Annotated in this window: 25 protein-coding genes; 18 read left to right on the top strand and 7 right to left on the bottom strand. The window is 73.0% G+C overall.

Annotation, left to right across the window (positions count from 1 at the left end):
* Nucleotides 1–41 precede the first annotated feature (41 nt).
* The 5 genes from ACW14Y_RS18750 to hemB all read left to right on the top strand — a co-directional run bounded on the left by ACW14Y_RS18750 (nucleotide 42) and on the right by hemB (nucleotide 6,090).
* On the top strand, nucleotides 42–938 hold the full coding sequence (locus ACW14Y_RS18750; RefSeq protein WP_360014573.1) for a redox-sensing transcriptional repressor Rex: 897 nt from the start codon (nucleotides 42–44) through the stop codon (nucleotides 936–938).
* A gap of 34 nt (nucleotides 939–972) precedes the next feature.
* Nucleotides 973–2,307 carry a glutamyl-tRNA reductase gene (locus tag ACW14Y_RS18745; protein ID WP_380299887.1) on the top strand — a complete coding sequence of 445 codons (1,335 nt, stop codon included), beginning with the start codon at nucleotides 973–975 and terminating at the stop codon, nucleotides 2,305–2,307.
* 41 nt (nucleotides 2,308–2,348) lie between these two features.
* Nucleotides 2,349–3,377, top strand: coding sequence for a hydroxymethylbilane synthase (hemC, locus tag ACW14Y_RS18740; protein WP_380299888.1), 1,029 nt, complete (start codon nucleotides 2,349–2,351; stop codon nucleotides 3,375–3,377).
* The gene (locus ACW14Y_RS18735) at nucleotides 3,374–5,044 is read left to right on the top strand and encodes a bifunctional uroporphyrinogen-III C-methyltransferase/uroporphyrinogen-III synthase (protein WP_266311670.1); all 1,671 of its coding nucleotides are present in this window, start codon (nucleotides 3,374–3,376) and stop codon (nucleotides 5,042–5,044) included. The genes hemC and ACW14Y_RS18735 overlap by 4 nt, the downstream gene beginning before the upstream one ends.
* A gap of 65 nt (nucleotides 5,045–5,109) precedes the next feature.
* Entirely contained in the window at nucleotides 5,110–6,090 is a 981-nt protein-coding gene (hemB, locus tag ACW14Y_RS18730) for a porphobilinogen synthase (RefSeq protein WP_380299889.1), read from the top strand.
* Between the two features lie 80 nt (nucleotides 6,091–6,170).
* On the opposite strand, the gene ACW14Y_RS18725 is transcribed toward hemB, so the two are convergent.
* The 3 genes from ACW14Y_RS18725 to ACW14Y_RS18715 form a co-directional block, all read right to left on the bottom strand.
* Nucleotides 6,171–6,437, bottom strand: a complete 267-nt coding sequence (locus tag ACW14Y_RS18725; RefSeq protein ID WP_266270083.1) for a hypothetical protein — start codon at nucleotides 6,435–6,437, stop codon at nucleotides 6,171–6,173.
* Nucleotides 6,438–6,688: 251 nt separating this feature from the next.
* A complete protein-coding gene (locus ACW14Y_RS18720; protein WP_037779809.1) occupies nucleotides 6,689–7,033 on the bottom strand; it encodes a hypothetical protein in 345 nt (114 codons plus the stop codon).
* Between the two features lie 81 nt (nucleotides 7,034–7,114).
* Nucleotides 7,115–7,459 (bottom strand): rodlet layer protein, encoded by a 345-nt coding sequence (locus tag ACW14Y_RS18715; protein WP_340632150.1) that lies wholly within the window; start codon nucleotides 7,457–7,459, stop codon nucleotides 7,115–7,117.
* 300 nt (nucleotides 7,460–7,759) lie between these two features.
* On the opposite strand from ACW14Y_RS18715, the gene ACW14Y_RS18710 reads away from it, so the two are divergent.
* A complete protein-coding gene (locus ACW14Y_RS18710; protein WP_043470878.1) occupies nucleotides 7,760–8,416 on the top strand; it encodes a hypothetical protein in 657 nt (218 codons plus the stop codon).
* A gap of 95 nt (nucleotides 8,417–8,511) precedes the next feature.
* On the opposite strand, the gene ACW14Y_RS18705 is transcribed toward ACW14Y_RS18710, so the two are convergent.
* The 3 genes from ACW14Y_RS18705 to ACW14Y_RS18695 all read right to left on the bottom strand — a co-directional run bounded on the left by ACW14Y_RS18705 (nucleotide 8,512) and on the right by ACW14Y_RS18695 (nucleotide 9,634).
* A complete protein-coding gene (locus tag ACW14Y_RS18705; protein ID WP_327073611.1) occupies nucleotides 8,512–8,886 on the bottom strand; it encodes a hypothetical protein in 375 nt (124 codons plus the stop codon).
* Between the two features lie 119 nt (nucleotides 8,887–9,005).
* Entirely contained in the window at nucleotides 9,006–9,281 is a 276-nt protein-coding gene (locus ACW14Y_RS18700; protein ID WP_045937921.1) for a chaplin, read from the bottom strand.
* A 110-nt stretch (nucleotides 9,282–9,391) separates the two neighbouring features.
* Nucleotides 9,392–9,634 (bottom strand): chaplin, encoded by a 243-nt coding sequence (locus ACW14Y_RS18695; RefSeq protein ID WP_376001852.1) that lies wholly within the window; start codon nucleotides 9,632–9,634, stop codon nucleotides 9,392–9,394.
* Nucleotides 9,635–10,110: 476 nt separating this feature from the next.
* Here ACW14Y_RS18695 and ACW14Y_RS18690 point away from each other — a divergent pair, with 476 nt between their 5' ends.
* From ACW14Y_RS18690 to ACW14Y_RS18670, 5 genes are all read left to right on the top strand, one after another.
* Nucleotides 10,111–10,350 carry a chaplin gene (locus tag ACW14Y_RS18690; RefSeq protein WP_030393803.1) on the top strand — a complete coding sequence of 80 codons (240 nt, stop codon included), beginning with the start codon at nucleotides 10,111–10,113 and terminating at the stop codon, nucleotides 10,348–10,350.
* 324 nt (nucleotides 10,351–10,674) lie between these two features.
* Nucleotides 10,675–11,991 (top strand): hypothetical protein, encoded by a 1,317-nt coding sequence (locus ACW14Y_RS18685; protein WP_380299890.1) that lies wholly within the window; start codon nucleotides 10,675–10,677, stop codon nucleotides 11,989–11,991.
* A gap of 138 nt (nucleotides 11,992–12,129) precedes the next feature.
* Nucleotides 12,130–12,618, top strand: a complete 489-nt coding sequence (locus ACW14Y_RS18680; protein WP_380383422.1) for a MarR family winged helix-turn-helix transcriptional regulator — start codon at nucleotides 12,130–12,132, stop codon at nucleotides 12,616–12,618.
* 161 nt (nucleotides 12,619–12,779) lie between these two features.
* Nucleotides 12,780–14,228: a DHA2 family efflux MFS transporter permease subunit gene (locus ACW14Y_RS18675; RefSeq protein WP_380299892.1), complete on the top strand. Its 1,449-nt coding sequence runs from the start codon at nucleotides 12,780–12,782 to the stop codon at nucleotides 14,226–14,228.
* Between the two features lie 242 nt (nucleotides 14,229–14,470).
* Nucleotides 14,471–16,255 (top strand): LCP family protein, encoded by a 1,785-nt coding sequence (locus tag ACW14Y_RS18670; RefSeq protein WP_455583925.1) that lies wholly within the window; start codon nucleotides 14,471–14,473, stop codon nucleotides 16,253–16,255.
* A gap of 88 nt (nucleotides 16,256–16,343) precedes the next feature.
* Here ACW14Y_RS18670 and ACW14Y_RS18665 read toward each other — a convergent pair whose 3' ends face one another.
* Nucleotides 16,344–16,826 carry a hypothetical protein gene (locus ACW14Y_RS18665; protein ID WP_078879960.1) on the bottom strand — a complete coding sequence of 161 codons (483 nt, stop codon included), beginning with the start codon at nucleotides 16,824–16,826 and terminating at the stop codon, nucleotides 16,344–16,346.
* Between the two features lie 467 nt (nucleotides 16,827–17,293).
* Between ACW14Y_RS18665 and hemL the strand changes: the two genes are divergently transcribed.
* The 7 genes from hemL (at nucleotide 17,294) to ACW14Y_RS18630 (ending at nucleotide 24,507) form a co-directional block, all read left to right on the top strand.
* Complete coding sequence (gene hemL, locus ACW14Y_RS18660) at nucleotides 17,294–18,622, top strand: glutamate-1-semialdehyde 2,1-aminomutase (RefSeq protein ID WP_380299893.1); 1,329 nt, start codon at nucleotides 17,294–17,296, stop codon at nucleotides 18,620–18,622.
* A 94-nt stretch (nucleotides 18,623–18,716) separates the two neighbouring features.
* The gene (locus ACW14Y_RS18655; protein WP_380299903.1) at nucleotides 18,717–19,364 is read left to right on the top strand and encodes a histidine phosphatase family protein; all 648 of its coding nucleotides are present in this window, start codon (nucleotides 18,717–18,719) and stop codon (nucleotides 19,362–19,364) included.
* A 267-nt stretch (nucleotides 19,365–19,631) separates the two neighbouring features.
* A complete protein-coding gene (locus ACW14Y_RS18650; protein ID WP_341845487.1) occupies nucleotides 19,632–20,237 on the top strand; it encodes a TlpA family protein disulfide reductase in 606 nt (201 codons plus the stop codon).
* Nucleotides 20,234–21,007, top strand: coding sequence for a cytochrome c biogenesis CcdA family protein (locus ACW14Y_RS18645; protein ID WP_037779811.1), 774 nt, complete (start codon nucleotides 20,234–20,236; stop codon nucleotides 21,005–21,007). Before ACW14Y_RS18650 ends, ACW14Y_RS18645 begins: the two co-directional genes overlap by 4 nt.
* A gap of 3 nt (nucleotides 21,008–21,010) precedes the next feature.
* On the top strand, nucleotides 21,011–22,837 hold the full coding sequence (resB, locus tag ACW14Y_RS18640; protein WP_380299894.1) for a cytochrome c biogenesis protein ResB: 1,827 nt from the start codon (nucleotides 21,011–21,013) through the stop codon (nucleotides 22,835–22,837).
* 3 nt (nucleotides 22,838–22,840) lie between these two features.
* Nucleotides 22,841–23,974, top strand: a complete 1,134-nt coding sequence (gene ccsB, locus ACW14Y_RS18635; RefSeq protein WP_380299895.1) for a c-type cytochrome biogenesis protein CcsB — start codon at nucleotides 22,841–22,843, stop codon at nucleotides 23,972–23,974.
* 143 nt (nucleotides 23,975–24,117) lie between these two features.
* Entirely contained in the window at nucleotides 24,118–24,507 is a 390-nt protein-coding gene (locus ACW14Y_RS18630; protein ID WP_159394092.1) for a hypothetical protein, read from the top strand.
* The last annotated feature ends 43 nt before the right edge of the window (nucleotides 24,508–24,550 follow it).

Below are 24,550 nucleotides of genomic sequence, written 5' to 3'. Positions count from 1 at the left end.
TAGCCTGGCTGCCAAAGCCCAGCTTCACCCACAGGAGCACCGTGGCAATCGGCCGATCACCACAGAGCAGTTCGCAGACGCCCGACCAGGGCGCCGCGCGTCGACCTTCGCGCGCCCGGGGCATCCCGGAGGCGACGGTCGCCCGGCTTCCGCTGTACCTGCGCGCGCTCACCGCGCTCTCCGAGCGCTCGGTGCCGACCGTCTCCTCCGAGGAGCTGGCGGCCGCGGCCGGGGTGAACTCCGCCAAGCTGCGCAAGGACTTCTCGTACCTGGGCTCGTACGGCACCCGCGGGGTCGGCTACGACGTCGAGTACCTCGTCTACCAGATCTCCCGCGAGCTGGGCCTGACCCAGGACTGGCCGGTCGTCATCGTCGGCATCGGGAACCTCGGCCACGCGCTCGCCAACTACGGCGGCTTCGCCTCCCGGGGCTTCCGGGTGGCCGCCCTGCTGGACGCCGACCCGACCGTGGTCGGCAGCAGCGCGGCCGGCCTGCCGGTGCGCCACATGGACGAACTGGAATCCATCGTGGAGAGCCAGCACGTCTCGATCGGTGTCATCACCACGCCGCCCGGCGCCGCCCAGCAGGTCTGCGACCGGCTGGTCGAGGCCGGTGTCACCAGCATCCTGAACTTCGCCCCGACCGTGCTGACCGTCCCGGACGGCGTGGACGTGCGCAAGGTGGACCTCTCCATCGAGCTGCAGATCCTCGCCTTCCACGAGCAGCGCAAGGCCGGCGACGAGCCCGACCGCACGGAGTCCGTGCTCGACCGCGCCCCCGGCCCGGTCCGCGCCGCCGCGGCCAAGCTGCGCCGCGCGGCCGGCGGCAGCACCAAGCCCCGCACCGCCGCCGAGCCGGCCAAGGACGCCGAGCCGACGGCGCAGGGCAAGCCGGGCAAGCCCGGCGAGGGCGAGCTGTCCGCGGTGATGCCGGCATGAGCGGGACCGAGAATCGTGGGACCAGGGGGCGGGCGTGAGTCTTCTCGTCGTAGGGCTGAGCCATCGCACGGCCCCGGTCGGCGTGCTGGAGCGGGCCGCGCTGACCGGTGAGGTGCCGACCCGGCTGCTGCACGACGCGGCCGCGTCCGCGACCGTCGCCGAGGCGGCGCTGGTCAACACCTGCAACCGGATCGAGCTGTACGCGGACGTGGACAAGTTCCACGCCGGCGTCGCCGAGCTGTCGCTGCTGCTCGCCCACCACAGCGGGGTCGACCTGGAGGAGCTGACCTCCCACCTCTACGTCCACTACGAGGACCGCGCGGTCCACCACCTCTTCTCGGTGGCCTGCGGCCTGGACTCGATGGTGGTCGGCGAGGGCCAGATCCTCGGCCAGCTGCGCGACGCCCTGGCCAAGGCGCAGGAGGAGCACACCGCCGCGCGCGGCCTCAACGAGCTCTTCCAGCAGGCCCTGCGGGTCGGCAAGCGGGCGCACAGCGAGACCGGCATCGACAAGGCCGGCCAGTCCCTGGTGACCTTCGGCCTGGAGCAGGTCGCGGCCGGCGCGGGCGCGATCGCGGGCAAGCGGGCGCTGGTGGTCGGCGCGGGCTCGATGAGCTCGCTGGCCGCCGCCACCCTGGTCCGCTCCGGCGTGACGGACCTGCTGATCGCCAACCGGACGCCGGAGCGCGCCGAGCGGCTGGTCGAGATCCTCGGCGGGGACGTCGCCCGCACCCTGGACCTGGCCAAGGTGCCCGAGGCGCTGGCCGACGTCGATCTGGTGATCTCCTGCACCGGCGCGGCCGGCACGGTGATCGGGGCGGACGACGTCGCCGCCGCCGTCGCGGCGCGCGCCGCCGCGACCCCCCTCGCCTTCCTCGACCTCGCCATGCCGCGCGACGTCGACCACGCCGTGCACGAGCTGCCCGGCGCGCTCCTGGTCGACCTGGAGAGCCTCTCGCACGCCCACGCCGCCACCCCCGGCGCCGGGGACGTCGACGCCGTCACCGGCATCGTCGCCGAGGAGGTCACCGCCTTCGGTGCCGCCCAGCGGGCCGCGCGGATCGCCCCCACCGTGGTGGCGCTGCGCGCGATGGCCTCCGGAGTGGTCGCCACCGAGCTGGCCCGCCTGGACTCCCGGCTGCCCGGTCTGGACGAGCGCTCGCGCGCCGAGATCGGCCAGACCGTCCGCCGGGTCGTCGACAAGCTGCTGCACGCCCCCACCGTGCGGGTGAAGCAGCTGGCCGCCGAACCCGGCGGCGCCTCCTACGCGGAGGCACTGCGTGAACTGTTCGACCTCGACCCGGCCGCCGTCCACGCGGTCTCGGGCACCCCGATCGGCACCCAGCCCGCGGGCGGGGGCGCCGGATGAACCGTCAGCCATCCCACGAGTACCACCGGGACGATCACCCCATGAATGGTCAACCGCTCACCGGCCAGGCACCGGACACCACCGCGGCACCCCTGCGGCTCGGCACCCGGCGCAGCGCGCTCGCCATGGCGCAGTCGGGCATGGTCGCCCGCGAGGTGACCCGCCTCACCGGGCGCCCCGTCGAACTGGTGGAGATCACCACCTACGGCGACACCTCCCGCGAGGCGCTGGCCCAGATCGGCGGCACCGGTGTGTTCGTCTCCGCGCTGCGCGACGCGCTGCTGGAGGGACGGATCGACTTCGCCGTGCACTCGCTCAAGGACCTGCCGACCGCGGCCCCCGAGGGCCTGCTGCTGGCCGCCGTCCCCGAGCGCGAGGACAGCCGCGACGCCCTGGTCGCGCGCGAGGGCCTGACCCTCGGCGAACTGGTCGAGAAGCTGGCCGGAGCCGGCCGCCCGGCCCGGATCGGCACCGGCTCGCCGCGCCGCATGGCGCAGCTGAACGCCTGGGCCCGCGAACGCGGCGACCGGCTGGAGACCGTCGCGATCCGCGGCAACGTGGACACCCGGATCGGCTTCGTGGCCTCCGGCGAGCTGGACGCCGTGGTGCTGGCCACCGCGGGTCTGAACCGGCTCGGCCGGTCCGCGGAGATCACCGAGCACCTCGACCCCGAGCTGATGGTCCCGGCCCCCGGCCAGGGCGCGCTCGCCATCGAGTGCACCGCCGCCGCTGCGCTCCCGGAAGGGGGCGGTCTGGCCGCCGCGCTGGCGGCCCTCGACCACGCCCCCACCCGGGTCGCGGTGGCCGCCGAGCGGGCCCTGCTCGCCACCCTGGAGGCCGGCTGCTCCGCACCGGTCGCCGCGCTGGCCGGCTGGGACCACCGATCCGAACTGCGGCTGGAGGGCGTGGTCGGCACCGTCGACGGCGCCGACCTGCTGAAGATGTCCGCCCACGGTCCGATCGTCCTCGACGAGACCGCCGAGCAGCAGGCGGTGGCCCTCGGCCGCGCGCTGGCCGCCCGGCTGCTCGACGCGGGCGCGGCCGCCCTGATGGGGGAGCGAGCCCGATGAGCCCCACCGCCGCCACCGACAGCCCGTTCCCGGCCGACAGCCCGTTCGGGGGCACGGTGCCCGCCACCGGCCGGTGCACCTTCCTGGGCGCGGGCCCCGGCGACCCGGGCCTGCTGACCCTGCGCGCGGTCGAGGTCCTGGCCTCGGCCGACGTCCTGGTCGCCGACCCGCTGACCGCGGCCGCCGTGCGCAGCCACTGTCCCTCCGGTGTGCAGGTGCACGCCCCCGGCACCGAGGGGCCGGACTTCGACCTGGCGCGCCTGGTCGCCGAGGCCGTGCGCTCCGGCAAGCACGTGGTGCGGACCGTCGACGGCGACCCGGGCCTGGACGGCTGCGCCGCCGAGGAGATGCTCGGCTGCGCCGGGGCCGGGATCGCCTTCGAGGTGATCCCGGGCGTCGCCCAGTCGGTCGGCGTGCCGGCCTACGCGGGGGTGCCGCTGCGCGGCGCCGCAGGGACGGACGTCCGCTTCGTGGAGGCCGCCGCGCTGCTGGCCGGCTCCCCGGTGGACCTGGGCGCGCCGGAGACCACCCTGGTCGTGCGCACCACCCTGGGCCAGCTGCCGGCCACCGCCAACGCGCTGGTCTCCAACGGCCGCAAGCCGGAGTCGGCGCTCAGCGCCACGCTCTCCGGCACCACCACCCGCCAGCGGACCTTCACCGCGACCCTGGCCACCATCGCGGCGGACCTCAAGGCCGCTCGGGTGCTGCCCGCGCCGGTGTCCGCTCCGGTGGACCCCGCCACCCCGGTCATAGCCGTGGTCGGTGAGCAGGTCGCCCACCGCTCCTCGCACTCCTGGTTCGAGACCAAGCCGCTGTTCGGCTGGAACGTCCTGGTGCCGCGCACCAAGGAGCAGGCGCACGGCCTGTCCGAGCAGCTGCGCTCGTACGGCGCGGTGCCGCAGGAGGTGCCGACCATCGCGGTCGAGCCGCCGCGGACCCCGCAGCAGATGGAGCGGGCGATCAAGGGCCTGGTCACCGGCCGGTACGAGTGGATCGCCTTCACCTCGGTGAACGCGGTGCGCGCGGTGCGCGAGAAGTTCGAGGAGTACGGCCTGGACGCCCGGGCGTTCGCCGGGATCAAGGTCGCGGCGGTCGGCGAGACCACCGCGCAGGCGCTGGTCGACTTCGGTGTGAAGCCGGACCTGGTGCCGTCCGGGGAGCAGTCCGCGGCCGGGCTGCTGGAGGACTGGCCGCCCTACGACCCGGTGTTCGACCCGATCGACCGGGTGCTGCTGCCGCGCGCCGACATCGCCACCGAGACCCTGGTGGCCGGCCTGGTCGAGCTGGGCTGGGAGGTCGACGACGTGACGGCGTACCGGACGGTGCGCGCCTCGCCGCCGCCGGCCGAGACCCGGGAGGCGATCAAGGGCGGCGGCTTCGACGCGGTGCTGTTCACCTCGTCCTCGACCGTGCGGAACCTGGTCGGCATCGCCGGCAAGCCGCACAACGTGACGGTCATCGCCTGCATCGGCCCGGCCACCGCGAAGACCGCCGAGGAGCACGGCCTGCGGGTCGACGTGATGGCCCCGGCCCCGTCGGCCGCGGCGCTGGCCCAGGCCCTGGCAGACTTCGGGGCCAAGCGCCGGGACACCGCGACCGCCGCCGGCGAGCCGGTCTACCGGCCCAGTGAGCGCCGCCCCGGCTCGCGCCGCAAGGCCGCGCGCTGAATCGAGGCCGGGGGCGGACCATCCGCCGCCCCCGGCACCAGCACCACCGTTCGGAGAGAGAAGCCGTGTCCGCTGAATTCCCGTACGTCCGCCCGCGCCGGCTGCGCTCGACCCCGGCGATGCGCCGGCTGGTCGCGGAGACCCGGCTGCACCCGGCGGAGCTGATCCTGCCGCTGTTCGTCCGCGAGGGCGTGCGCGAGCCGGTCCCGGTCTCGTCGATGCCGGGCGTGGTCCAGCACACCCGGGAGACCCTGCGCAAGACCGTCACCGAGGCGGCCGAGGCGGGCCTGGGCGGCGTCATGCTGTTCGGCGTCCCCGAGACGCAGGACGCGACCGGCACCGAGGGCACCAACCCGGACGGCATCCTCCAGCAGGCGATCCGGGACGTGGTCGCCGAGGTCGGCGACTCCCTGGTGGTCATGTCGGACCTCTGCCTGGACGAGTACACCGACCACGGCCACTGCGGCGTGCTGGCCGCGGACGGCTCGGTGGACAACGACGCCACCCTGGAGCGCTACGCCGAGATGGCCCGGGTGCAGGCGGACGCGGGCGTCCACCTGGTCGGTCCGTCCGGGATGATGGACGGCCAGATCCGGGTGGTCCGCCGGGCCCTGGACGAGGCCGGCCACCAGGACGTCGGCATCCTCGCCTACACCGCCAAGTACGCCTCGGCGTTCTACGGCCCGTTCCGGGAGGCGGTCGGCTCCTCGCTGAAGGGCGACCGCAAGAGCTACCAGCAGGACCCGGCCAACGCCCGGGAGGCGCTGCGGGAGCTGGAGCTGGACATCGCCGAGGGCGCCGACCTGGTGATGGTCAAGCCCGGCATGGCCTACCTCGACATCCTGCGCCAGGTCGCCGACGCCTCGCCGGTGCCGGTCTCCGCGTACCAGGTGTCCGGCGAGTACGCGATGGTCGAGGCGGCCGCGGCCAACGGCTGGATCGACCGCGAGCGGATGATCCTGGAGACGCTGACCTCGCTGCGCCGGGCCGGCGCCGAGCAGATCCTCACCTACTGGGCCCTCGAGGCCGCCGCGATGGTGAAGTAGCCGGACCGGCACCGGGACAGGATCCCCGGACACGGCGGAGGCCGGGCCCCCTTCGGGAGGGGACCCGGCCTCCGTGCTCGCTACCAGTCGGCGATGTGGGCGAAGCCCTCCTCGCCGCCGACCGCGTCGGTGGAGGTGGCGGCGCCCCAGCCGTGCGCACCGGTGTGGATGTGCGAGGTGTGGGCGATGCCGCCCCACTCGCCGGCCGCGAACACCGGGTGGGCCGAGGCGGCGAACTCGGCGCCGCCGGCCAGGCCGACGTGCGCGGAGGCCGCCGGGGCGGCCAGGCCGGCCAGCGCCAGCGCGCCGACGGCGGTCAGAGTGACCTTGACCAGCTTGTTCTTCATGGATCTGCCCTCTCTTCCGGAGCGCCCCGTGCGGACGCTCGGCCTCTGACGTGTGCTCCGGTCCGTTGCCGGGGGCCGGCCCTGACACGGGACCACACGCTGCCGTCCGTCGCGGCGCCCCACGCGCCCCGCCGACGGCCTGTCACCCGGCCGGACGCCGCCGGTGCGGCCCGGCCGGCGTCCGGCCCGGTACGCCCGGAGGGCCCGGGGACCAGACGTCCCCGGGCCCTCCGTCGCGCCGTGCGGCCTGATCAGCCGATCAGGTGCGAGACACCCGCGTCGCCCGAGGACTGGGTGTTCTGGCCGACGTTGCAGATCTGCTTCGGGGTGCTGTTGAGGATCGGCACCTCGACCGGGACGGCCACGCCGAGGACGGCGACCGCGATGTTGTGGACCTCCGGCAGGCAGATGTTCGCGTTGTCGAGGGTGTGGAAGTTCGGGCTGTGGTCGCCGTGGGTGCCGGTCTGGTTGGTGCCGCCGTTGCCCTGGGCGGAGACGGCGGCGCCGTCCGAGTCGGCGATGGCGGAGGCGGAACCGGCGGACATCGCGATGGCGGCGGCGGCCAGACCGGCGGCGGCGAGAGACTTCTTGATCATTTCGGTGTTCCTCTCAGGGGTGAATCGGGGAGCGATTCGAAGGGTGGATCAGGAGGGGTGACGCAGCTTGGGACGAGCAGGTCAGCCGATCAGGTGGGAGACGCCCGAGTCGCCCTTGCTCTGGGTGCCCTGGCCCTGGGTGCAGTACTGCTTGCCACCGCTGTTGGCGATCGGGACCTCGACCGGGACGGCCACGCCGAGGACGCCGACCGCGATGTTGTGGATCTCGGGCAGGCAGACGTTCGCGTTGTCCAGGAAGTGGAAGTTCGGGCTGTGGTCACCGACGGTGCCGGTGAAGTTGGTGCCGCCGTTGCCCTGGAACGACCCGGCGGAGCCGTCCGAGTCACCGATGGCCGAGGCCGGCGCCGCGGCGACGGCCAGCGCGGCGGCGGCCAGGCCGGCGGCCGCGAAGGACTTCTGGATCATGGGGAGATCCCTCTCTGAAAAGCTCTTGGTTTCCGTGCGTACAACGCGTACAACGCTCAGACCCGGTCTGCGGTCACTGACGCTCAGATCAAAGAATGACGGCACGGAAGGTTACGGGGATTTCTGAAAAGAGTCCGGGAGGCGCGACGGCCGGGTGTTTCTTGTCGGATTATTAGCCCGAACCGGTTAACGGCCGCAATCCGGGATCCGGGTGGCTCGTTGAGCACATTGCTTTCGGCTGCGCCCGCGCAGCCTTCCCTGTAGAGATCTCCACTACGGACAGGCAGAACGGTGAAAAGCATGAGGTTCTCCAAGCGGGCCGGCGCGATGCTGCTGGCGGTCGGTGCGGGCATGCTCGCCTCCCAGGGGGCGGCCTCCGCCGCCCCGGTCGGGCCCGAGCAGGTGGGGGCGCTGGAGGAGCAGCTGGCCACCCAGCAGGTGCCGGTGGACATCCCGCTGGCGCCGCTGGACAGCCGGATCTCGGGCGGCATCCCGACCTCGCTGGTGATGCCCCCGGTGCCCGCCCACACCACCGGGGACGCGCTGATCCCGGAGCGCATCGTGCCGCCGCTGGGCACCGGCCGGGTCGGTCCGACCGCCAAGGCCGAGCTGCCGCTGCCGCTGCTGGACCAGGGCGCCGACCTCGGCGAGCTGCTGCTGGACGCCCCGGCGGCGCCGCTGCACGCCGACACCCCCGGGATCGGTCTCGGCAAGCCGCTCTCGCTGGCCAAGGACGGCACCGGCCAGCTCGCCGACGGCCGGGTCAAGGTGGACGAGATCGACCCGAGGCTGGTGACCGGCGCGGTGCAGGCGGTGCCCGGCGCCAGTGCCACGCTGGGCAACGAGGACGAGCGGATCTCGGTGACCGACTCGGTGGACAACCTGGCGACCACCACGACCGCGACCACCACCGGCGTGGTCCAGGAGACCGGTCTGGCGGGCCTGGCCCAGCTGTAGGAGGGCCGTCCGGCCCCGGACAGCCCGGGAGCCCGGCACCCCGTGTCGCAGGACGGGGTGCCGGGCTCCGGCGTGCGCGGTGCCGGTGCGGCGGCTCAGCCCGGCAGCGTGCCGAGCACTCCGCCGACCAGCGGCAGGTCGCGCGGACCGCCGCCGGCGCTGAGCGGCCCGGTCAGCAGGTCGGTGCCGATCGGGGCCAGGCCGGAGTTCTCCGGCTGCACGGTCGCGCCGTTGTTCAGCACGTCGGCCGAGGAGTTGGCCCACGGGTCCAGGCGGAGGTCCTTGACCGGCGCCACGGCGTAACCGAGCCCGGTGGTGGTGCCGCCGAGTGCCTGGTTGACGTCGGTCTTGGCCAGGGCGGCACCGCCCTCGGCGGGGGCCGCGTGCGCCGCGCCCGCACCGGCGCCGCCGAGCAGCACCGCGGCGCCCAGGGCGGCGGCGAGGCCGGCCCCGCTCTTCTTCGAAACCATGCGCAATCACCTTCGGGGGGAGGGGTGCCCCGGGCGGCCGGACCGCGCCCGGGTACGCCGAACCGCCCCCCGGCCGGCGGGCCGGGGGGCAGTGCGGGCGGAACGCGTGCCGATGGGGATCAGCAGTCGTCCATGTCGTGGTGGTGGTGCTCCGCCTCCGCGTTGATGCAGGTGTTGCCGAACGCGGGGTTCAGCAGACCGATCACGTTGATGGAGTTGCCGCACAGGTTGACCGGGATGTGCACCGGGACCTGGAGCTGGTTGCCGGAGGCGACACCGGGCGAGCCGGCGGCGACGCCCTCCGCGCCGGAGCTGGCGGCGGCACCGCCCGCGGCGCCGAGCACCAGGCCGGCGGCGGCGGCGGAGAGGACGGCGGCCTTCTTCACGTTCTGCATGGGGGTTGATCTCCTAGATCACACACGGGTTGAGCGGGCCGCACCCCGCCCGGGGCGGGGTACGGCACGGGCACGGCCGATCGACTGTCGCCGGTGCGGCGACGGCCGGGTCAGCCCTGGTTGACGCAGGTGTTGCCGAACGCCGGGTTCAGGATGCTGACGAGCCCGATGGAGTTGCCGCAGACGTTGACCGGGATGTGCACCGGGATCTGGATCTGGTTGCCGGAGAGCACACCCGGGGAGCCGGCGGCGACACCCTGGGCACCGGAGCTGGCGAACGCGCCACCGGCCGCACCGACCACCAGGCCGGCGGCGGCGAGGGACAGGGCGGCAGCCTTCTTGAGGTTACGCATGTGGTTCTTCCTCCGATTTCTGCCCGACCGTCTGTGGAATAGTCGGGATCCGGGCGAGGTGAAATCCTGGCCCGGTGGCTTCTGGGAATACCGTGATTGTCACTCGGGCGGCCCAGATGGCGCGTGTCGCCCGTGGCGCGGGCGATGAGCGGCCGCCGCGGTACCGTGCGCCGCGAACGATTCCCGCACGGCCGGGAAGAATTCGCATCGACGCGCGACCGGGAGGAATTCCGGACGGGCTTGGACCGGCGGCGGATCTCCTCGTCGTAGCGGGCAGGTGGAGCGTGTTCCGACTGTGAGAACGAGGCAGCGCGCCGGGGGAAACGGTCGGATGCGGCAGTCACCCGAATGCCCGGCCGGGGGTCCGTTCGTCCGGATGGGTGACAGTGGGCATGCCCTCGCAACCGGCTCGACCGGGTCTCGTTGGAGATGTCGCACTCCCCGTGCATCTCTGTCGAACAGTCAGGAGGCTCCTCATGAGCATCAAGAAGACGGCCGCCGTCGGCGCCGCTGTTGTCGGCATCGTGGCCGCCGGTGCCGGTTCCGCGATGGCCAGCTCCGGCGCGGAGGGCGTCGCCGCCGGTTCCCCGGGTGTCATCTCGGGCAACCAGCTCCAGATTCCGGTGCACGTGCCGGTCAACCTGTGCGGCAACACGATCGACATCATCGGTCTGCTGAACCCGTCCTTCGGCAACACCTGCGTCAACAACGGCTGATCGATCCTCGGTCCGGCCGGTGCGAGCCGCCGCTCCCGCGCTTCCCTCCTGGGGTGCGGAGTGGCGGCTCGCGGCGTTGTCGCCCCTGGTGCCGACGGCGGCCGCCGTCGGCACCGCCCCTCCTGCCCCTCCTGCCCCTCCCGGTCCCCCGGTGGGGCCGGGCCCGCTCCCCGCCGCCGCCGCGGCCGGTCCGTCCACGACCCGCCCGTCCGCCCGCGGGGCGGGCTGCCCGCCCGTGCGGCGACCGGGGTGTCGTAGGCTCGCCCGGCGTCGCGGTGTCGGTCGGCGCGCCGGACGCGAGTGGGGCGGGGAGTACCAGAGCTGATGAGCACGGCATCGAGCACCGAGTCGTCGGGCGGGGGCGCGGGCGTGCCCTCGTCGTCCTCCCCTTCGTCGCCGCCGTCCGGGTCGGCGGACCCGGAGGAGACCGGCCGGCCGGACGCCCCGGTCCAGGGACCGGGCCGGATCGGCGCCCTGGTCGACCGCTTCGCGCCGGCGCTCGGCGCGTACGCGGTGGTCAAGGCGACCGGGCTGACCGTCTTCCTGCTGCTGCTCTCGCACACCGAGGACTTCCTGAAGAAGGACCCGGGGCGCGGCGGCGGCGCCCGCCCCTGGGACGTGCTCGGCACCTGGGACGGCATCTGGTACCAGCGGATCGCGGAGAACGGCTACGACCCGCAGCTGATCCCGCTGCACGGCTACCCGCTGGCCACCTACTACGAGAACTCGGCGGCGTTCTTCCCGCTCTACCCCTGGCTGATGCGGCTGGTCGGGGCGGTGACCGGGCTCGGACCGTACGGCTCGGGGATCGTCGTCTCGGTGCTGGCCTCCTTCGTCGCCGCCGCCGGGATCTTCGCGATCGCGGAGCGGCTCGGCGGCTTCCGGGCCGGTGTGACGGCGGCGGTGATCTGGGGCCTGTTCCCGGGGTCGGGCGTGGAGTGGGCGGTCTACTCCGACTCCCTGTTCGTCGCCCTCTCGGCCTGGGCCTGCTACTGCGTGATGACCCGCCGCTGGATCGCCGCCGGGACCCTCGCCCTGGTGGCCGGTCTCAACCGGCCCACGGCGGCCACGGTGATCGCCGCGGTCTCGATCTCGGCGCTGGTGGCGCTGGTGCGGCGTACCGACGGGGTGGCCCGGCCGCTGACCGCGATGCTGATGACGCCCTGGGGCATGCTCGGGTACATCGCCTGGGTCGGCTGGCGGATGGGCGACTGGACCGGCTACTTCAAGCTCCAGCGCGGCGCCTGGAACCGCTACTTCGACTGGGGCTCGTCCACCCTGAGCAGCACCCTGGACACGGTCACCGGGCACTGGACGTTCTGGCAGTCCAACCCGGCGCCGGACCTCATCGCGGTGTGCCTGCTGATCGCCCTGCCCGGACTGCTGGTGCTGCTGCTGAGGCTGCGGCCGCCGCTGGTCCTGGTGATCTACACGCTGCTGACCGTCTTCATGGCGCTGAGCAGCAACCAGATCTACGGCAACATCTCGCGCTACCTGCTGCCGGCCTTCCCGCTGTGCGTCGGCCTGGCGGTGGCGCTGCGCCGGCTGCGGCCGAGCACGGTGGCCGGCCTGTTCGCGATGCCGGCGGTGGCGGCGGGCTGGTACGCGGGGTACGCGCTGTTCGAGCTCGGCATCCCGTAACCCGGCGGCACCCCGGCGCGCGCGGCACCCCGGTGGGCTGCGGCACCCCGGCGCGCCGTGTGCCGAGGTACCCGCCGTCCGGAAACAGTCCCGCACGGGATCGTCCGTCGGCGGACGGTCGTTGCTAACCTCGAGGGCATGACGACCAGCCCGCCCGTGCGGCAGATCCGTGACCTCTCCGGCCTGCTGGACCATGCCAGCCATGTGCTCGCGACCCGGATGTCGGCCGCGTTCACCGAGCTCGGGATCACCCCGCGCGCCTACTGCGTGCTGTTCCACGCGATGGAGGCCGAGCGCACCCAGATCCAGCTGGCCGAGCTGGCGGACCTGGACAAGACCACCATGGTGGTGACCGTCGACGAGCTGGAGAAGGCCGGGCTGGCCGAGCGCCGGCCGTCCGCCGTCGACCGCCGGGCCCGGATCATCTCGGTGACCGAGGCGGGGGAGCGGGCCGTCGAGCAGGGCACCGCGATCGCCGACCGGGTGCACCGGGACGTGCTGGAGGCGCTGCCGGAGGAGGAGCGCACGGCCTTCGTCGCGGCGCTGACCCGGCTGGTGGGCGGGCCGCTGGCGGAGCCGGTGGAGAGCGAGCGGACGGTCCGCCGGGCCCGTCGCTCCCGGGGCTGAGGCCGCTCCCGGGGCTGGAACCGCTCCAAGGGCCGAAGCCGCTCCCGGGGCTGGAACAAGGAAGAGGATCATCCCCAGGGAGATTCTCTCGGAAGAGATAGTCCACAACAAAACCATCTGCTAACGTCTTACCCGGTAGCCGACCCACCGGGAGATCCGTTATGACCACGCACGCCCCGACCGCTCGACCGTCGAAGGCGGCCGCTCCGAGCGCGCCCGCCCCGACCCGCTCGCGACTCCTCGCCCTGGCGGTGCTCTGCGCGGGGATGCTGATGATCGTCCTGGACGGCTCGATCGTCACGGTCGCCCTGCCGGCCATCCAGCAGGACCTCGGCTTCACCCCCGCGGGCCTGACCTGGACCGTCAACGCCTATCTGATCGCCTTCGCCGGGCTGCTCCTGCTCGCCGGCCGGCTCGGGGACCTCGTCGGCCGCCGGAAGGTGTTCGTCTCCGGCCTGGCGCTGTTCACCGCGGCCTCGCTGCTGTGCGCCCTGGCCACCGGCCCGGAGCTGCTGATCGCCGCGCGCTTCCTGCAGGGCGTCGGCGGCGCCCTGGCCTCCTCGGTCAGCCTCGGCATGCTGGTCACGCTCTTCCCCGAGCCGGGCGAGCGCGGCCGCGCCATCGGCGCGTTCAGCTTCGTCGGCGCGGCCGGCGCGTCGATCGGCCAGGTGCTCGGCGGTGTCCTCACCGAGGCGCTGGACTGGCACTGGATCTTCCTGATCAACCTGCCGCTCGGCCTGACCGCCGCCCTGCTGGCGCTGCGCGTCCTGGCCCCCGACCGGGGCCCCGGGCTGCGGGCCGGCGCCGACGCCCTGGGCGCGGTGCTGATCACGGCCGCGCTGATGCTCGGCATCTACACCGTCGTCGGCACCGCCGAGCACGGCTGGACCTCCGCGCGGACCCTCGGCCTCGGCGCGCTCTCGCTGGTCCTGCTGGCCGGCTTCCTGGTCCGGCAGGCCCTGGCCGCGACGCCGCTGCTGCCCCTGCGGATGTTCCGCTCGCGGGCCGTCTCCACCGCCAACGCGGTGCAGGTGCTGGTCATCTCCGGGATGTTCGGCTTCCAGGTCCTGGTCGCCCTCTACCTGCAGAACGTCCGCGGCTACGGGCCCGCCGCCACCGGCCTCGCCATGCTCCCGGCCGCCGTCGCCATCGGTGCCGTCTCCCTGCTGCTGTCCGCCCGGCTGAGCGCCCGGTTCGGCGAGCGCGCCGTCCTGCTGGCCGGCCTCGGGCTGCTGGTCGCGGCGCTCGGCCTGCTGACCCGGCTGCCGGCCGACGCGGGCTACCTGGTCGACCTGCTGCCGACCATGCTGCTCGTCGGCGGCGGCGGGCTGGTGCTCTCCGGACTGGCCGCGCTGGGCATGTCCGGCGCCGGCGAGGCGGACGCCGGGACGGCCTCCGGGCTGTTCAACACCACCCAGCAGGTCGGTGCCGCGCTCGGGGTGGCCGTGCTCTCCACCCTGGCCACCTCCCGCGGCGAGGCCCTGGCCGCCGCCGGCCGGCCCGCGGCGGAGGCGCTCACCGGAGGCTTCCGGCTCGCCTTCGCGGTCGCCGCCGGGCTGCTGGCCCTGGCCTTCGCCGTCACCGCGCTGCTGCCGCGTCAGAAGAGGTGACGGACCCCCTCCGGGGCACGCACGCCCCTGGTGCACGGACCCGGCCCCCGGCCCCGCCCGCCCCGCGGGCGGGGCCGGGGCTTCGACGACTGCCCCAGGCCCCGGAGCGGCGACAGGTCGTTTCCGGTCGGCTTGTATGCTCCACGTGGCGCCGGGGCGGACGTCCTGGCCGCCGATCGTTCGAGGACACAGCCGTGAGAGGTGCGGGGATGTCGGGTCGCCGAGACAGGAGTCGGTCCAGCGTGGCCAGGCCGCGTTCGGAGGATCCGACCGGCTCGGCGGGTTCGGGTGCGTCCGGGAGCGGTTCCGCGGACGGCGCCGCCGCGGGCGGTTCCGGCACCGGTACGGCCGGCACCGGTGGCTCGATCCCGGCGCCCAGGACCGGCGGCCGGGCCGAGGCCAGGCGCGCGGCCCAGGGCAAGGGCGGCCGCGGCGGCGCGGGCGGTGACGGCGGATCGGCCGGCTCGGGCCACCGCAAGGCCGGTGGGCGCGGCAAGAAGCCCGAGCGCAACATGAAGAAGATCGTCGGCTGGACGGCCGTGGGCGCCCTGGTGCTCATAGCCGGGACCGGCGGGGCGATCTACTTCAAGCTCAACGGCAACATCAAGACCATCGACTCGGACGGGCTCAGCAAGGACCGCCCGCCGGAGTCCGCGGCGGACGCCAACGGCAACAAGCCGGTGAACATCCTGCTGATCGGCTCCGACAGCCGGGGCGCCGGCAACTCCGACCTCGGCGGCGGCGACGCCGAAGGGGCCCGCTCGGACACCACGATCCTGTTGCACGTCTACGCCGACCACAAGAACGCCATCGGCGTCTCGATCCCGCGCAACACCCTGGTGACCATCCCGCCCTGCAAGCTCCCCAACGGCAAGTGGACCAAGGAGCAGAAGGGCAAGGACGTCCTGTTCAACGCCGCGTTCTCGCAGGGCGACTCGTCGGAGGGCAACGCCGCCTGCACCCAGAACACGGTGGAGAAGCTCACCGGGATCCGGGTCGACCACACCCTGGTGGTCGACTTCTCGGGCTTCGCGGCGATGACCAAGGCCGTCGGCGGCGTCGAGGTCTGCCTGCCCAAGGTCATCTACGAGGGCGACATCAACCCGAACCTCCAGAAGAGGGGCGCCCAGGTCCTCCCGGCCGGACGGCAGAAGGTGGAGGGCCAGAAGGCGCTCGACTACGTCCGGCTGCGGCACGGCATCGGCGACGGTTCCGACATCGGCCGGATGAAGCGTCAGCAGGCCTTCATGAGTTCGATGATCAGCACGGTGAAGAAGAAGGGCCTGGAGCCCACCACCCTGCTGCCGCTGGCCGACGCGGCCACCAAGTCGCTGCGGGTGGACGAGGGGCTCAACTCGGTCGACAAGCTGATGTCCTTCGCCCTCTCGCTGAAGAACATCGACCTGCACGACCTCAAGTTCGTGACCCCGCCGTGGCGTTACAGCGATGCCAACCTCGACCTGGTGAAGCCCGACGTGGACAAGCTGTGGGAGGCCATCAAGGCCGACCGCACCCTGGACGGCAAGGACGCCACCGGCGAGCAGGCCGCGGCGCCGGAGACCCCGGCCGCTCCCGCGGCCACCCCGGAGGCCCCGCCGACCACCACCGCGCCGCCCGCGCGCACCGCGGCGACCCCGATCAAGGTCGCGGTCTACAACGGAACGACCGTCAACGGGCTGGGGGCCAAGGCGGGTGACGCGCTGAAGGCGGCGCAGTTCACCGTCACCGGCGTCAACCAGGCGAAGTCCACCAACAAGCTCACCACCACGGTCGAGTACGGCGCCGGGCAGAAGGCCAACGCCGAGAAGGTCGCCGCGCTGTTCCCCGGGGCCACCCTCACCTCCACCACGGCGGCCGGCATCAGCGTCGTCCTCGGCAAGGACTACGCCGACGCCAACGGCGGCGCCGGCACGGCCGCTCCGGGCACCCCGGTCGCCCCCGCCCCGCTGCCCAGCTCGGTCACCGAGGAAGCCCGCTCGGCGGACGACGACATCTGCGCCAACACCAGCTACGGCTCGGGCGGCTGACCCCCCGGAGCCTCCCCCGACACCGACGGGCGGGCCCCCGGCACCACGCCGGGGACCCGCCCGTCGAACGTCCGGCGGAGCGGGTGGGTCAGGGCCAGACCAGGCAGTACAGCTGGTGGCCGGCGTCGTGCAGGCGGTTGGCGAAGTCCTGCCACTCGTGCAGCATGCTGTAGATCACGAAGGCGTCGCGCGGGCCCCGGCGGTCGGGGACGGTGGACCAGATGAAGGCGGCGGCGCCGAGCTCGGTCTCGTCGGCCTTCCGCAGCGGTTCGACGACGTTGTGGGGGAGCTGGACGACGGCGTAGTCCGGGTGCAGCACGACCAGTTCCAGCGGGGGCACCTGGTGCAGCGGCACGCCCTGGATGCCGGTGAGGACCATCGCGCTCATGGTCTCCGGCTTGATCTTGGTGGAGAGGTGGCCGTTGGGCGAGCCGCTGGTCTCCATCAGATCGCCGAGCCGGCCGAGCGAGCCGAGTTCGCCCGCGTCCAGGCCGAGCCCGCCGGGGCCCAGCGCGGTCGGGACCCGGGCCGCGGTCGCCCGGTCGGGTGCGCCGAAGTACTTGTACGTCACCCCCACGCGTCCCTCACCCCGCCTCTCACGGCCACGGCCGCCACGCCCCGTTCCCGCTCCCGTACCCCCGCGTGCGGTCTCGGCGGGCCGGCGGGGGCCACCCGCGGCCTCGTCGTAGCCGTCCTGCGCCTCGGACACTCGGACCATCCTCACCGGAACTCGCCGGAATCGACAGACCCCCGCACGTCCGGTGTCCTCCGGACGTGCTCCTTACCCGTCATGCGCCGCCGTACCCAGTCGAGGTACGCGGCAGTCCTCTTCACACCCCTGCATCGACCCGGGGTTCCTGCCCACCCTCGCGGCCGGACGAACCCCGGAGACACTCCGGGTACATAGTCTGACTGGTCCGGGTGGCCGTCGCAGCCAGGGGTCCTGTTGTACGGATAACCGTACAGACTCGGGCGCCCGGATCATCGTTCCAGATGATGAGGTCCGACATGCAGAGGTGAAGGACACGATTTGAGACCATGTCTCCCGTGAGCTACCCCTACGAAGCACCCCAGTCCCAGTCGCTCTTCGATCGTGCCTCGGTCGTCACGCCCGGCGGCGTCAACTCCCCGGTGCGCGCCTTCCGCGCCGTCGGCGGCACGCCGCGCTTCATGGTGTCCGGAACCGGCCCCTACCTGACCGACGCCGACGGCCGCGAGTACGTCGACCTGGTCTGCTCGTGGGGTCCGATGATCCTCGGCCACGCGCACCCCGCCGTCCTGGACGCGGTGCGGGACGCGGTCTCCCGCGGCACCTCCTTCGGCACGCCCGGGCAGGGCGAGGTCGAGCTGGCCGAGGAGATCGTCGCCCGGGTCGCCCCGGTCGAGCAGGTCCGGCTGGTCTCCTCCGGCACCGAGGCCACCATGTCGGCGATCCGGCTGGCCCGGGGCTTCACCGGCCGGGCCAAGATCGTGAAGTTCGCCGGCTGCTACCACGGCCACGTGGACGCGCTGCTGGCCGCCGCCGGTTCCGGCCTCGCCACCTTCGGGCTGCCGGACACCCCGGGCGTCACCGGCGCCCAGGCCGGCGACACCATCGTGCTGCCGTACAACGACCTCGCCGCCGTCGAGGCGGCCTTCCGGGCCCACCCCGGCGAGATCGCCTGCGTGATCACCGAGGCCTCGCCCGGCAACATGGGCGTCGTCCCGCCGCTGCCCGGCTTCAACGGCGGCCTGGCCCGGCTCTGCCGGGAGAACGGCGCGCTGTTCGTCTCCGACGAGGTGATGACCGGCTTCCGCGTGTCGAAGGCGGGCTGGTACGGCCTGGAGGCGGCGCACGAGGGCTGGGCGCCCGACCTGCTGACCTTCGGCAAGGTCATGGGCGGCGGCTTCCCGGCGGCGGCCTTCGGCGGCCGTGCCGACGTGATGGCCCACCTCGCCCCGGCCGGACCGGTCTACCAGGCCGGCACGCTGTCCGGGAACCCGATCGCCACCGCGGCGGGCCTGGCCCAGCTGCGGGGCTGCACCGACGAGGTCTACACGGCCGTCGACCGGGTCGCCGCCGAGGTCTCCGGCCTGGTCTCCGCCGCGCTCGCCAAGGAGGGCGTGACGCACCGGCTGCAGACCGCCGGGAACATGTTCTCGGTGTTCTTCACCGAGGACGCCGTGACGAACTACGACGAGGCGAAGACCCAGGAGTCCTTCCGCTTCACCGCGTTCTTCCACTCGATGCTGTCGCAGGGCGTCTACCTGCCGCCGTCGGCCTTCGAGTCCTGGTTCGTCTCCTCGGCGCACGACGAGCGGGCGATCGAGCGGATCGCCGCCGCCCTGCCCGCCGCCGCCCGGGCCGCCGCCGAAGCCGCCGCCTGAGCCACCGCCGGGGCCACCAGGCCCGGCGCCCAGCCCTTACGAGTCCCAGGAGTACTGAGAAGTGAGCGCCAAGGACATCACCGTCGTCCATCTGATGCGGCACGGTGAGGTGCACAACCCGGAGGGCGTCCTCTACGGCCGCCTCCCGGGCTACCGGCTGTCCGAACTGGGCCGGGAGATGGCCGAGCGGGTCGCCGAGGACCTGGCCGGGCGGGACATCACCCACGTGGTGGCGTCCCCGCTGGAGCGCGCCCAGGAGACCGCCGCGCCGATCGCCCGGTCGCACGGCCTGGACCTCGCGTCGGACGACCGGCTGATCGAGGCGGAGAACATCTTCGAGGGCAAGACCTTCGGAGTGGGCGACGGCTCGTTGCGCAACCCGTCCTACTGGAAGTACCTGACCAACCCGTTCAAGCCGTCCTGGGGCGAGCCGTACCTGGAGCAGGCGGTGCGGATGATGGGCGCGCTGGCCGCCGCCCGGGACGCCGCGCGGGGGCACGAGGCGGTCTGCGTCAGCCACCAGCTGCCGATCTGGATCGTCCGCTCCTTCGTGGAGCGCCGCCGGCTCTGGCACGACCCGCGCAACCGGCAGTGCTCGCTGGCCTCGCTGACCAGCTTCACCTACGAGGGCGACCGGATCGTCTCGGTGGGCTACCGCGAGCCGGCCCGCGACCTGCTGCCGGCCCATCTGGTCGGCAAGGGCGGCAGGAGCAAGCCGGTGGGCAAGAGCTTCGGCGCCTGACGCCGGCTCCGGGGCCGGTCGGCGCCGAGAACCGGACAGGGGCCGAACCGGATCTCCCGGTTCCGGGTACGCCGAGGAGGACCGGACGAGCGGAACGGTGTTCATGGTTCCCGATTCGGTGTAAGAGCCGTGTGAGTAAGACCTGGGTCACACTCCCGCGACACCCCGGAGATCGGTCCCGCCGCAGGTCAGAGGGGGTCCGGCAGACAATGCCGGACCCCCCGGTACCTGCCCGTGACTCCATGCGAAACTTTTCACATGTCTGGCATGACGCGCCCCCGTCCCCGTCTCGCCGCCGCCGCGGTCACCGCCGCCGCTGCCGCGCTGGTCCTCACCGCCTGCAGCTCCTCCGGCTCCTCGGCCAGTGGTGACGGGCAGATCGGTTTCGTCACCGCCAAGGGCAGCAACATCTCCACCGCCGCCGTCGGCCACCGCCAGGAGGCGCCGGACATCGGCGGCGACACCCTGGAGGGCGCCCCGGCCAAGCTCTCCGACTACCGGGGCAAGGTCGTCGTGCTGAACGTCTGGGGCTCCTGGTGCGGCCCGTGCCGCTCGGAGGCCGACGACCTCCAGCGGATCTGGGACAAGTACAAGGACCAGGGCGTGCAGTTCCTCGGGATCAACACCCGGGACACCGAGATCAAGAACGCCGTCCGCTTCGAGCAGGAGAAGGGCGTCACCTTCCCCAGCATCTACGACCCGGCCGGCGCCCAGCTGCTCAAGTTCCCCAAGGGCAGCCTCAACCCGCAGTCCATCCCGACCACCCTGGTGGTCGACCGGGACGGCCGGCTCGCCGCCCGGGCCGTCGGCGGCCAGACCGACGACGCCCTCGAGACGATGCTCCAGCCGGTGCTGGCGGAGCAGCAGCGGTGAGCGGGACGCTGCAGCTCGCCGACAACATCGGGACCATCCAGAGCGGGGCGCTGCTGGTCGCGGCGCCGATCGCGCTGGCGGCCGGCCTGGTGTCGTTCTTCTCGCCCTGCGTGCTGCCGCTCGTCCCCGGCTACCTGTCCTACGTGACCGGCTTCTCGGCCGCCGACCTCGCCGACGCGCGCGGGGCCCGGCGCGGCCGGATGCTGGCCGGCGCGGGGCTGTTCATCCTCGGCTTCACCGCCGTCTTCGTCTCCAGCGGCGCGCTGTTCGGACAGTTCGGCGACACGCTCAAGGAGCACCAGGCGGTCATCAGCAAGGTGCTCGGGGCGCTCACCATCGTGATGGGCCTGGCCTTCATGGGGCTGGTGCCCGGACTGAGCATGCGCGAGGTGCGCACCCACCGCCGCCCGGTGGTCGGGCTGCTCGGCGCGCCGCTGCTGGGTGTGGTCTTCGGGGTCGGCTGGACCCCGTGCATGGGGCCGACCCTGGCCACCGTCACCAACCTCGCGCTCAACCAGGCGGACGCCCAGCGCGGTGCGCTGCTGATGGTCTTCTACTGCCTCGGTCTCGGCGTACCGTTCATCGTGGCCGCGCTGGCCTTCCGCCGGGCGCTGGGCGCCTTCGGCTGGGTGAAGCGGCACTACCCGCTCGTCATGCGGATCGGCGGCGGCATGCTCGTCGTGGTCGGTCTGCTGCTGGTCACCGGAGTCTGGGACGCCATGGTGAGTGACCTGCAGAACCAGTTCGCCGGCTTCCAGATCGGAATCTGACCCGTGACCAACACGACGACCGACCGTGAACGGGCCGGTGACGCGGCGCAGGGCGCCACCGAGGCCGCGGCCGAGCGGCTCACCACCGCCCCGGCCGAGTCCGACGGCCCCACCGGCATCGGCGTGGTCGGCTGGCTGCGCTGGATGTGGCGCCAGCTGACCTCGATGCGGGTCGCGCTGATCCTGCTCTTCCTGCTCTCGCTGGCGGCCATCCCGGGCTCGCTGATCCCGCAGAACGGTCAGAACCAGTTCAAGGTCGAGTCCTGGAAGGCGCAGCACGCGACGGTCGCGCCGATCTACGAGAAGCTCCAGCTGTTCGACGTCTACAGCTCGGTGTGGTTCTCCGCGATCTACATCCTGCTGTTCGTCTCGCTGGCCGGCTGCATCGTGCCGCGCACCTGGCAGTTCGTCGGGGTGCTGCGCTCCCGGCCGCCGGCGGCGCCGCGCAACCTGACCCGGATGCCGGTGTACGCGGTCTGGCGGACGGACGCGGACGCCGCGGCCGTCAACGCCGCCGCCCACCGGCTGCTGCGCGGGCGGCGCTTCCGGGCGCACCTGGACGGCGGCGCGGTGGCGGCCGAGAAGGGCTATCTGCGCGAGGTCGGCAACCTGGTCTTCCACCTGTCGCTGTTCGCGCTGCTCGGGGGCTTCGCCTGGGCGAGCCTGGCCAGCGGCACCGGCGGCAAGCTGCTGGTCGAGGGGGAGGGCTACTCCAACACGATCACCCAGCTCGACGACTTCACCGGCACCCGGTTCTACGGGACCGAGGACCTCGACCCCTTCTACGTGAAGCTGAACAGGTTCACCTCGAAGTTCCAGAACAACGGCTCGCAGATCGGCAGCGCGCGGGAGTTCACCGCGAACGTCGACTACTACGCGGGCAGCGACCCGGCGAAGCTCAAGCAGGGCAAGATCGAGGTCAACCACCCGCTGGAGATCGGCGGCAGCAAGTTCTTCCTGATCGGCCACGGCTACGCCCCGGTGATCACCGTGCGCAACGGCGCCGGCGACATCGTCTACACCGGCGCCACCCCGTTCCTGCCGCAGGACGGCAACCTGACCTCCACCGGTGTCATCAAGGTCTCCGACTACGGCGAGAAGGACGGGAAGCGGACCCAGCTGGGCCTGTCCGGCTTCTTCCTGCCGACCGCCCCGGTGGCCTTCGACCGGAACACCGGCCCGCGCTCGCTGTTCCCCGGTGACGCGGACCCGGTGATCGTGCTCAACGCCTACGCGGGCGACCTGGGCACCGACTCCGGCCTGCCGCAGAACATCTACCAGCTCAACACCAAGAACCTGACCCAGCTCCAGCAGGACGGCCAGCCGGCCAAGGTCCGGATGAAGCCGGGCGAGGCCTGGGCGCTGCCCGACGGCTACGGCTCGGTCACCTTCGAGGGCTACAAGCAGTGGGCCAGCTTCAACGTCTCGCACCGTCCGGGGAACGCGATCGCGCTGATCGGCGCGGTGCTGGCGATCGCCGGCCTGATCGGCTCGCTGTTCATCCAGCGGCGCCGGATCTGGGTGCGGGCGGTGGCCCTGCCGGGCGGCGGGACGCAGGTCGAGCTGGCCGGGCTGGGCCGCAGCGAGTCGGCGAAGATCGCCGAGGAGCTGGCCGCGCTCGCGGTGGACCTCCAGGACGACGCCCCGGCGCTCGACGACGAGCCCGAGGACGAGCCTGAGAACGAGCCCGGGAACGAACCGGGGAACGAGCCCGGGAACGAACCCCACGACGAGTCCGACGACGAGTCCGAGGACCGCTCCGCGGAGGCCGACGAGGTCTCGGCACCCGCAGAATCCGCAGTTCCCGCCGATCAGAACTCCAAGGAGTAGACGGTGCACCTCGCCTCGTCGGTCGACCCGCAGCTGGCCGACCTGTCCAACAAGCTGATCTATTCGGCGATGGCGGTCTACCTGATCGCCATGTTCGCCTACATGTTCGAGTGGACCTTCGGCTCCAAGGGCGCCGTCGCCGTCCGCTCCACCGAGCAGGCGGGCCTGGCCGGGACCGTCGCCGCGGCGGAGGCCAGGGCCAAGGGCGCCAAGAAGGTCACCGTCACCGTCGCCTCGGCGGGCGGCGGCACCACCACGCTCACCCGCACGGCGCTGGCCGGCGAGGGCGCGACGGTGGTGACCGGCGGGCGCGGCGACGAGGACGTCGACGGCCCCGGCGCGGCCGGCACCAGCGAGAAGGCCGACCTGTCCGGCCGGATCGCGGTCTCGCTCACCGTGCTCGGCGCCCTGCTGCACATCGGCGGCGTCCTCACCCGCGGCCTCTCGGTGTCCCGCTGGCCGTGGGGCAACATGTACGAGTTCTCCTGCGCCTTCGCGCTCGCCATGACGCTGGCCTTCATCGGCCTGCTGCTCTCGAAGAAGCCGGTCCGCTGGCTCGGCCTGCCGGTCACCCTGGCCGTCGTGCTCACCCTCGGCATCGCGACCGAGGTGCTGTACACCGAGTCCGAGCAGCTCGTCCCGGCCCTGCACTCGTACTGGCTGGCGATCCACGTCTCCACCGCGATCGTCTGCGGCGGCGCCTTCTACGCGGGGTTCATCACGACCCTGCTCTACCTGGGCAAGGACTCCTTCGACAAGCGGACGGCGGCCGGCCTGACCAAGGGCCCGCTCGGCACCTCGCCGTCGATCTGGCGCCGGCTGCCCGCCGCCTCGACCCTGGACAAGCTGTCCTACCGGATCAACGCGCTGGTCTTCCCGCTCTGGACCTTCACCATCATCGCGGGCGCGATCTGGGCCGAGGCCGCCTGGGGCAAGTACTGGGAGTGGGACCCGAAGGAGACCTGGTCGTTCATCACCTGGGTCGCCTACGCGTGCTACCTGCACGCCCGCGCCACGGCCGGCTGGAAGGGACGCAAGGCCGCCTACCTGGCCCTCGGCGCCTTCGCCTGCTGGCTGTTCAACTACTACGGCGTGAACATCTTCGTGACCGGCAAGCACTCCTACGCGGGGCTCTGACCGGAACCGGAACCACACACCGGCCCGGCGCTCCAGACCAGGAAGCCGGGCCGAGGTGCGACGGGGGTAGTGCGTGCCGGGCCACCCGGTCCGGCACGGGGAGGAACTGAGGAGGAAATCGCGCAATGGAGTGCGACGAGGTCATGCTGACCGTCCGAATCACCGCCGCCGAGCAGCTGCTGCTCCGTCGGCTCGCCCAGGGGCACCGCAGCGACGTGTCCGAGGTGGTGGCGGACGGGCTGCTCGACATCATCCCGACGTTCGTCTCGCCGGCCGACGCCCATCGGCTGCTGGGCGCCCTCGCGGCCCCCGCGCCGTGCGCGCTGACCGTCTGGCTGCCGACGCCGCTGGCGGATCTGCTGGTGCCGGGCGCGGCCCGGATCGCCCAGGTGACGCAGGTGCGGATCGGTTCGGCCAGCGCGATGCTGGGCGCCGCGCTGCGGCTGTGGCTGGCGCAGGACCCGGGGCGGCTGGCGGAGAACCTCAGCGTGATGCACGCGGGGCGGCCGTCCTCGGCGCTGGTGGCGGCCTGATCCGGCGGGGGTAGCGGGGCGGGGGGGGGGAGAACGGGGGAGC

The organism is Kitasatospora sp. cg17-2 (genome assembly GCF_054031055.1).
The sequence above is the reverse complement of the archived record's forward strand: the minus strand, read 5'-3'. Positions and strand labels throughout refer to the sequence as shown.